We start from the raw sequence: 7827 nt of genomic DNA, 5'->3' as shown, positions 1-7827 counted from the left end.
CGAACTGGCGCTCGAAGGTTTCCTGCCGCTGACCGAACGCGGCACGCTGCCGCAAGAAGAAAAGCGCAGCCTGTTCCGCGAACTCGGTCTGCCGTATGAGACCGACCCCGCCATCACCAAACACCTCGGCGCGTTCCTCGAAAGCGCCGGCCAGATTCCCGACGCGATCCTATTCAACGGCGGCTTCTTCATCCCCGAAGTCTGCCGCGAGCGCGTTGCCGACGCCGTCCAGCGCTGGTACGGCAAGCGCCCCGAGATCTTCGAGAACCGCGATCTCGATCTCGCCGTCTCGCGCGGCGCGGCCTATTACAGCTATGTGCGCTCTACCGGCTCTGGCGTCATCGTTCGCGGGGGATTGCCGCGCGCCTACTACATCGGCATCGGAGCCGACGCGGCCGTCTGTCTGGTTCCGCGCGGCACTGAAGAAGGAACCACGCTGGAAGTCGATCGCGACGATCTTCACGTCGTCGCCAACCGCCCGGTCCGCTTCGCCCTCTACAGTTCGCTCGCGCGCGTCGACGATGCGCCCGGACAACTGATTCCCATCGAAGCTGAGTTTCATCGGCACGCTCCGCTCGAAGCCGTTCTACGTTTCGGAAAACAGGGCGAGCGCGAAGTACCGGTCAAGCTTGGCGCGCGCCTGACCGAGGTCGGCACGCTTGAGACCTGGTGCGAATCGAAGATCAGCGATCATCGCTGGCGATTGCAGTTTGAGTTGCGCAAAGGAGCCGCTTCCGTCGCGTCCAGGCCTGCGGCGGTGGTCAGCGACGCCGCGGTGACAGACGGGACAGCGCTGATCACCGCCGTCTTCTCGCCGGCCGGGTCAAGCGTCACTCCCGAGGAACTACCCGCCAAGCTCGAACAGCTGTTAGCGCTGGGGCGGAACTCCTGGCCGGTCAACGCCGCGCGCGAGTTCGCCGACGCATTCCTTGCGTCGGTTGAAGGTCGCAAGAAGAGCGCCGCCTATGAAGTGCGCTGGCTGAATCTCGGCGGTTTCTGCCTGCGCCCCGGATTCGGTTTCACGGGCGATGAATACCGCATCGAGCAAGCCCGGCGAATCTACGCGGGCGGCTTACAGTTCGGCAATCAGGCGCAGAACGAAATCGATTGGTGGATCTTCTGGGGCCGCGTCGCCGGCGGACTGAATCGCAACCAGCAGGTCGACATCTTCCAGCGCCTCTCGCCGATCCTGCTGCCGCGCGGCAACAAGAAACCGCAGCGCATCAATTCGAGCCTGCTGCGCGAGATGTGGCGCACGGCATCGAGCCTGGAACTGCTGCCGGCGGGAACGCGGTCCGAACTGGGCGACGCGCTGATCCGCAACGGCAAAGCACTGGTCTTCCGCGATAACGATTTCTGGTGTCTCGCGCGCCTCGGCGCCCGCCAGCTTTTCTACGGCCCGGCGAATCAGGTCCTTCAACCCGCCGTTGTGACGAGATGGATCGAAGCGCTACTCAAAGTCCAGGGCGCGGAAGAAACCCTGGCGGCGCTGGCCCGGCATACGGGCGATCCCGTCCGCGACGTCTCCGCGGCCACGTTTGATGCCGTTCGCTCGAAGCTCAAGAGCGAGCGGCACCTGGCGATATTGTCAGGCGAGGACGAGCAGGACGAACGCGCGATGGGCCGCATCTTCGGGGAAAGCTTGCCGAGCGGTCTGAAGTTAGCAAGCGTTGCAAAGCCCGTCACTGAGCCGCGAGCGTGAGCGACCGGTCGGCTAACCTCGGGAGATCATCACAATCGAGCCCGACAAAATGGGAGGCAAGCCGTGCATTCGCGGCCTCCGCATCACTGTCTATGATGTTCTCGATTACCTCGCTTCAGGAATGTCAGAAGCGGAGATCCTCGCCGATTTCCCTGACCTGACCCGCGACGATCTCCTGGCGTGTTTAGCCTTTGCCGCCGACCGTGAGCGGCGCATGCTCTCCGTACCTGCTTAAAGTTGTTGCTGGACGAGAACCCCTCCCCGCGGTTAGCCGATATGTATCCCGGCACGGCTCATGTCGGCGACTTATGTAACCCGGCCCGCAAGGAAATCGGTCACAACGCCTTCGTAAGCGCTTTGAGGTAGGTTGAAAAAGTCAAACAACATGAAAAGCGGGCTGCAAAGGTCCATAACAAGCTTAGTTATGGTTGCGTCGAGTTCGTCGAGTCGGAACATAACTTCGCTCTGTACCTCATCCTCGTGTTCATTCACTGCTTCAAGTATTCTTCGGTTCCCGGCTCCTTTAAGACGCCTCCCCCGTAGCCCTCCGTAGCTCATCCTCAACTGGATAGACGCTTTTGAGTCGGCGCCGAGGGCGCGGTAAAGATTACCGCAATGCAAGAGAGCCTCGGTAGTGCGCACGACCTGAGTGTCGAAATACAGAACGCCCTCTTCCTTGTCGTCCTCGAAAAGCGAAAACAGGGTATAGAAGTCACCTTTTCGAGTCAGGATCCAATAATCGTACATTTTGCCGCCTGTGAACCAGGAGGCTTTTACATCTGCGACGATCCCCTCGTTTGTTGGTTTAGGGCGTACTTCGTCTCGGTCCAGTACCACGCCAACGGGCCATCCGAATGTGTGAACCTGAGCTAGGCGCGCAGCTGTCAATAGTTGATCCTGTAAACGGTCGATCGGGGAATCCACGCAGCAATGGTAGATTTCAGTGAACGCTTTTTTGATACGCTATGAAGACCGTTTAGAGCGATCTTGCGCTTGCTTTTAGCCCACGCATCATCGAGGCGCCTGCCTTTTGCGCTCGGAGGCGGAAGGGAAGTGCGTTCCTTCAACGCCTGGTTCCAGTCTAGCTTCGCCACAAGAAGGCGGGCGAGAGTTTCGTAAGCGTACGCTAATCCGGAGGGATCAGCCGAACCCTCCTCCAAAACAGGCAGCCGTTCGCCAAAGCTCCAATAGGGGATATAAGGAATCCGAAGAATCTCCATCGCCTCCTGTAGCAACGACTCACTCGGTAACCAATCTCGATACAAGAATTCGAAGTTACGCGCAAAGATCTTTCTCCACTCTGCTGCGCGCTCGTACTCTGTTCGGCTCTCGTCCCTAGCCGGGAGTGGTACCGCAAGGAGTCTTCCTCGATCTACAGGCAGCTGTTGCCTTGCCACGCGAGCCCGATTGATAATGTCAAGCGCACCATCGACGCTGGAATCGGTTGAGGTGAAGAGAAGGACGAGCACGTCTGCGAGGTGGACGGTGCAAATGCCACCGATGTCTGTGACGCCAGTTCTGCTGTCGATAAGTACGAAGTCGAATTTAGAGAGCCAGGCCGATCTGAGTTCCTCGATGTAGCCCCCTAGATTATGGGCTGCAAACAAAGTCGAAAAATCAAGTTCTTGCACCTTTCGGACATACCCATCTCCTCGCTGACCTGCGGAGATCAGCGACACAGGTGTGACATTCGAGCCGAGAGTAAATGTATGCACGCAGTCTTGCCAACTCAAATGATTGCCGTTCGCCGTACTTTCGATGAGATCTACAATTCCAGGCTTTGACTTACCCACGATTTCAGCAGCTGACGGGGGACGAACAAAAAATCGTTCTAGGCCGGGCGCTTCCAGGTCCCAGTCGACGATCAGCACCGAGTGACCCCACTTCGCCATCAAGGCAGCTACGTTTGCTGCCGCCATACTACGTCCAACGCCGCCCTTATACGAGTAGAACGTATAAACAATTCCTGAGCCGGGAAACTCGTGTGCGTTCATAGCCTACCCAGCGGGATGGTCGCAGCCGCTTGGCCTGCGCGCTCAACGATGGGCCAGTTTTGTCGGAATGGAGGCACCCTCTGGAGCATTCTCGCGATCGACTTAGCGAGAAGCTTAACTTGGTCTTCAAGTTCTAGGGATCGAGGGCTGTTCCAGAACGCAGGTAGCGTGGATGCGAAAGGTCGCACGTCGAGCGACTGAACTTCCTGCGCCTCCGCGGGAAAATACTCGCCATCGTGGAACTTGATAGGCGCAATTAAACCATGCGACCCGATGTTCGCAACTCTCTCGCGAGCCCGAAAACTCTGCCACTCTGAGACACACCAGCTGGACTGGAAATACATCGGCGACCAGACACAAACCAGGCAGCGAGAAAGTCGGATGCCCTCCTGCAGCTTTGTGGGCCACCGATCCCCGATCTCGATAGTGTCGATATCGACAAACGTCTTGATCTCACGTTCAGATTCTTGGCCAAGCCAGAACTCTAGCTGGCCCTGAAAATTTCTGGTCCATTCTTTGGTAAGACCATGGCGCTTATAGCTGAAGAAGATATCGTACTTGTAGTCGGTGGATACGCTCATCGCTCCGAGACGTGCGCCTTTTTTGAAGTTTCGCATTTGCATTTTCGCATACGAACAAACCCTACCGGAACAGGAGCGCGTCCAAATCTCCGGTACATCGAGCTTCGCGTTTTTTCGTTGCTGGCTCATTCCGAGTTTTTAGACAGGTCCGCGAGCCCGTGCCCGGCGCCCTCGCTTAAGTTGCAGGCATCGCCTCGTCTGCTTCGCCAGCCTCACCGCGCTCCCGGTCGGGAGACGTCCGGCGAACACGCGTTCCTCGCACTCCCCTAAGTCCACGCGCGATTGATGCGTTCCAGGCTGCCCATTTTCGGCTATCGCGCTGCGCGAAGCGCTGGCGGCGTGTATCCGAACTTTCTCTTAAAGGCGCGTCGCAATTGATCCGCGCCGCCGAACCCGCAATTGGCTGCGATCTCGTCCATGCTCTTCTCGCTCTCGTTCAACAACCTTCTTGCGGTATCAAGGCGCAACTCTTCCACGAAAGTAGCAGGTGTTCGATTGAACTCCTCCGCGAAGACACGCGAGAAATTTCTTGGACTCATCGAGAGCCGCGCTGCTAATGCCTCAACACTTAGGTCGTCACTCAGATGTTCAAGTATGTAGATAGGAATCTCCCGAAGCGGTAGGCGCGTAGTGCCTTGAAGGGCTAGCGATGTGCTGATCTGGTTCTCCCCTTCAGAACGCCTGAGAAACAGAACAAGCGCGCGAGCCACACGCAACGATATATCCAGTCCCAAATCTTCCTCGACTAGAGCCAATGCGAGGTCTAGCCCGGCTGTTACGCCCGCGGAAGTCGCTAATTTGCCGGAACGAATGAAGATCGGCTCCGGGTCGACGATCGTTGCCGGAAAGCGCTCCTGCAATTGCTGAGCAAAATACCAGTGAGTCGTCACACGCTTCCCCTCGAGTAACCCGGCTTCAGCCAGGACGAAAGCTCCGGTGCACACGGAAGCAATCCGCCGGACCTGCTTCTCCTGCTTCCGTATCCACTCCAGCAGGTCGGGGTGATCTGACGCCGACCACAAATCGAGTCCCCCGGCGATCAGCAAAGTATCAATCGGTTCTTGGCATTCGCTGTAACATCGTTCGGCGAGGATCCGCAGGCCGGATGCGCTGTAAATGTGAAGGTCTTCAACCGCGGATATTAGGCTGATGTCATAAGTGTTCGCGCCCGATCGGCCTGCCTCTCGCAGCTTTCGATTGGCCATCGCGAACACTTCGATCGGCCCGGTGACCTCTAATGCTTGCGCATTGGGAGTAGCAAGGAGTGCTATGTGTCGCCGCACGTTTTGCATAACCTCTTCGACGGTAGCATCGCTCCCGTATCAAAAAAAATGGCCTGAAATGTCTGAGTTTTGTCCTTTGAGTTGGCCGTGCGCAGGAGTTAGATTCAGTGAAGGAAATTGTTCGGCGGCAACCAAGAAAACCGGCGTCGGCAAGACCGGCATCGTTAACTTGTCACGTATGATTTCAAGCGCATTGTCAACAAACACTTAACCCGAGGAAGCATGCCTTCGTCTCTTACACCAGAACAACAGAAAGACTTTGTCCGGCAACACTTTGAAGATTTCGTGAACAATCGCAAAGCGGACGTGATCCGGCACAACATGAGCCCGGACTTCTACGACCACAATGGCCCCGGCAACAAGCCAACGGATGCCCACGGCGATGAGGAAATGATGCTCGGCATGTACCACGCAATGCCGGACGTTCACCTCACCATCGAGGAACTCATCTCCGAGGGCGATCGCGTCGTTTGCCGCAATATTTGGCGCTGGACCGATCCGCATACGGGCAAGAAGATGGAGTTCCACGGATTTGTGCTTTGGAGGTTCGAGGGCGATAAGATCGCCGAGCGCTGGGCCACCGTAACCGCGCCTCAGGAAGATGGAGGGACGGTATGGCGGCGCAGCTAAGCACCAACGCCGAGGTCGTCGGCGCCTACCTCGATGCCGTCTCGAAGAAGGACCACTCTATCGTCGAGCGGTTCCTTGCTCCGGACATCGAGTACATCGTCAACGGGACCTCGCACCGCGACAGGGAAGGCAAACTGCCGCCGATCTCCCCGGAACTCGAAGCCGCTCTCCCCTGGCTTGGCAAGCACGACGGTCACGCCAATGTGTCCGCCTTTCTGGACCGGTTACACGCCAACCTGGATGTCACCGCATATGGTCCCCGCGAAGTCATCTCGGAGGGCGATCGCGCCGCGGCGTTTGGCTGGTTCCGGCTGGCCGCGAAGGCGACCGGCCGCGTGATGGATATTCCCTACGCGATCTACTTCGAAATGGAGAACGGCAAGATACGCAAGTACCACTTTCTGGAAAGCACGTTCGACGTTGCCGCCGCTTTTCGTGACGGAGGCAAATGGATTGTCAAGCGCGACCAGGTCGATCACGAGATCCCCGAGCCCTCAATCGCAAGCTGAAAAGGCATCTATGTCACAAGCACTCACTATCGAAAAGTTCACGTCCAGCGAGGGCGGCAGTTGGTCGAACGCCTATCTCGTTTCTGGCCCGAAGGAGGCCTTGCTATTCGACGTCTTCATGCTCCGGCCTGACACCGAGGATCTGGTTTCCAAGATCAAGGCCACCGGCAAGACGCTCACGCACCTGTTCATTTCGCATGCGCATCCCGACCACTTCATGGGATCGGAGGTGATCGTCGAGCACTTCCCGGACGTCAAGGTCGTCAGTACCCCAAACGTCATTGGGGATCTGAATGCAGCCGGTCCCCCCATTCTCTCGATGTTGCAGAGCAAACTTGGTCCGAACGGGCCGAAGAAGCTCATTGTTCCGGACGAGATTGCGGCGTCAAAGTTGACGGTTGAAGGCGAGGAGATCGAAATTGTCGAGTTCCGGGAGGGCGAAAGCCGGCATTTCGCAACGCTGAACATCCCGGCACTCAAAAGCCATCTCGCGTCTGACCTGGTTTACAACGAAGCACACTGCTACCTGGCGGAAAAGCGGCCGGACGCCTGGCTTGATCGCCTCAACGAACTCGAAACGTTCTCCAATGGCCGCATCCACACCGCGTATCCGGGCCACGGCGAGCCGGACGTCCCGGCGAAATTGATCCAGAAGACGCGGGACTACCTGACAGCCTTTCAGTCCGCGTTGGGCTTGGGAGATGGTCGGGCAGTCGAGCAGGAAATGCTCTCCAAATTTCCTGACTATCACGCGAAGCAATTCCTGACGGTGTTCACCATTCCGGCTTACTTTCCGGCCAAGTAACGGGCGAGGCGCCGCGCGTTCGGCGCCCCCCGCTTTTTTACGACCCGGCGAAGCGCTGCTTGGTTAGAGTGCAAGGCGCCGACGAGAAGCATTCCGCCCGATCCTCACATCCAGGTCGCGACGATTGCCACTGATCCGTCATTTAACAGAAATCCAAAACCGATACCATTGCGGCGTAGCGCTTATAGCGCTGTTCTGAAGGTGCAAAAGGAGACCGGCATGAAGAAGAATAGCAGCGCATCAAACACGCGGAAGCGGAGCACGCCCATCAGCGAAACCGGAGTACCGAGCCGCGACCGTGAGGAAGCGGGTTCCGGAACCGT

The 7827-nt window shown here is 57.8% G+C and carries 8 protein-coding genes and 1 pseudogene; 5 read left to right on the top strand and 4 right to left on the bottom strand.

Annotation, left to right across the window (positions count from 1 at the left end; all coding sequences use genetic code 11):
* Window positions 1-1702: pseudogene (locus H1Y01_RS15555) on the top strand (molecular chaperone DnaK); the annotation flags it as partial.
* Between the two features lie 25 nt (window positions 1703-1727).
* Entirely contained in the window at window positions 1728-1937 is a 210-nt protein-coding gene (locus tag H1Y01_RS15550; protein WP_367399792.1) for a DUF433 domain-containing protein, read from the top strand.
* A gap of 71 nt (window positions 1938-2008) precedes the next feature.
* Here the strand turns inward: H1Y01_RS15550 and H1Y01_RS15545 are convergent, their stop codons facing one another.
* From H1Y01_RS15545 to H1Y01_RS15530, 4 genes are all read right to left on the bottom strand, one after another.
* On the bottom strand, window positions 2009-2626 hold the full coding sequence (locus H1Y01_RS15545) for a hypothetical protein (protein WP_180541428.1): 618 nt from the start codon (window positions 2624-2626) through the stop codon (window positions 2009-2011).
* The gene (locus tag H1Y01_RS15540) at window positions 2587-3696 is read right to left on the bottom strand and encodes a KGGVGR-motif variant AAA ATPase (RefSeq protein WP_180541427.1); all 1110 of its coding nucleotides are present in this window, start codon (window positions 3694-3696) and stop codon (window positions 2587-2589) included. The genes H1Y01_RS15545 and H1Y01_RS15540 overlap by 40 nt, the downstream gene beginning before the upstream one ends.
* Window positions 3693-4406 carry a toll/interleukin-1 receptor domain-containing protein gene (locus H1Y01_RS15535; RefSeq protein ID WP_180541426.1) on the bottom strand — a complete coding sequence of 238 codons (714 nt, stop codon included), beginning with the start codon at window positions 4404-4406 and terminating at the stop codon, window positions 3693-3695. Before H1Y01_RS15535 ends, H1Y01_RS15540 begins: the two co-directional genes overlap by 4 nt.
* 182 nt (window positions 4407-4588) lie before the next feature.
* Window positions 4589-5560, bottom strand: a complete 972-nt coding sequence (locus H1Y01_RS15530) for a GlxA family transcriptional regulator (RefSeq protein ID WP_219341594.1) — start codon at window positions 5558-5560, stop codon at window positions 4589-4591.
* Window positions 5561-5782: 222 nt separating this feature from the next.
* Between H1Y01_RS15530 and H1Y01_RS15525 the strand changes: the two genes are divergently transcribed.
* The 3 genes from H1Y01_RS15525 to H1Y01_RS15515 are packed head-to-tail and all read left to right on the top strand — an operon-like array spanning window position 5783 to window position 7504.
* Window positions 5783-6190, top strand: coding sequence for an ester cyclase (locus tag H1Y01_RS15525; RefSeq protein ID WP_180541424.1), 408 nt, complete (start codon window positions 5783-5785; stop codon window positions 6188-6190).
* The gene (locus H1Y01_RS15520) at window positions 6175-6699 is read left to right on the top strand and encodes a nuclear transport factor 2 family protein (protein ID WP_180541423.1); all 525 of its coding nucleotides are present in this window, start codon (window positions 6175-6177) and stop codon (window positions 6697-6699) included. Before H1Y01_RS15525 ends, H1Y01_RS15520 begins: the two co-directional genes overlap by 16 nt.
* A complete protein-coding gene (locus tag H1Y01_RS15515; protein ID WP_180541422.1) occupies window positions 6644-7504 on the top strand; it encodes an MBL fold metallo-hydrolase in 861 nt (286 codons plus the stop codon). Before H1Y01_RS15520 ends, H1Y01_RS15515 begins: the two co-directional genes overlap by 56 nt.
* Window positions 7505-7827 lie beyond the last annotated feature (323 nt).

Origin of the sequence: Nevskia soli (genome assembly GCF_903970205.1) — a bacterium.
Lineage (GTDB): Bacteria > Acidobacteriota > Terriglobia > Bryobacterales > Bryobacteraceae > Bog-113.
Note: the sequence above shows the minus strand (reverse complement) of the source record. Positions and strands in the feature narration are given on the sequence as shown.

Bases quoted from the DNA above. Each gene is read 5' to 3' on its own strand.
- H1Y01_RS15540 (WP_180541427.1), bottom strand. From the start codon at position 3,696: ATGAACGCACACGAGTTTCCCGGCTCAGGAATTGTTTATACGTTCTAC.
- H1Y01_RS15535 (WP_180541426.1), bottom strand. From the start codon at position 4,406: ATGAGCCAGCAACGAAAAAACGCGAAGCTCGATGTACCGGAGATTTGG.
- H1Y01_RS15525 (WP_180541424.1), top strand. From the start codon at position 5,783: ATGCCTTCGTCTCTTACACCAGAACAACAGAAAGACTTTGTCCGGCAA.
- H1Y01_RS15520 (WP_180541423.1), top strand. From the start codon at position 6,175: ATGGCGGCGCAGCTAAGCACCAACGCCGAGGTCGTCGGCGCCTACCTC.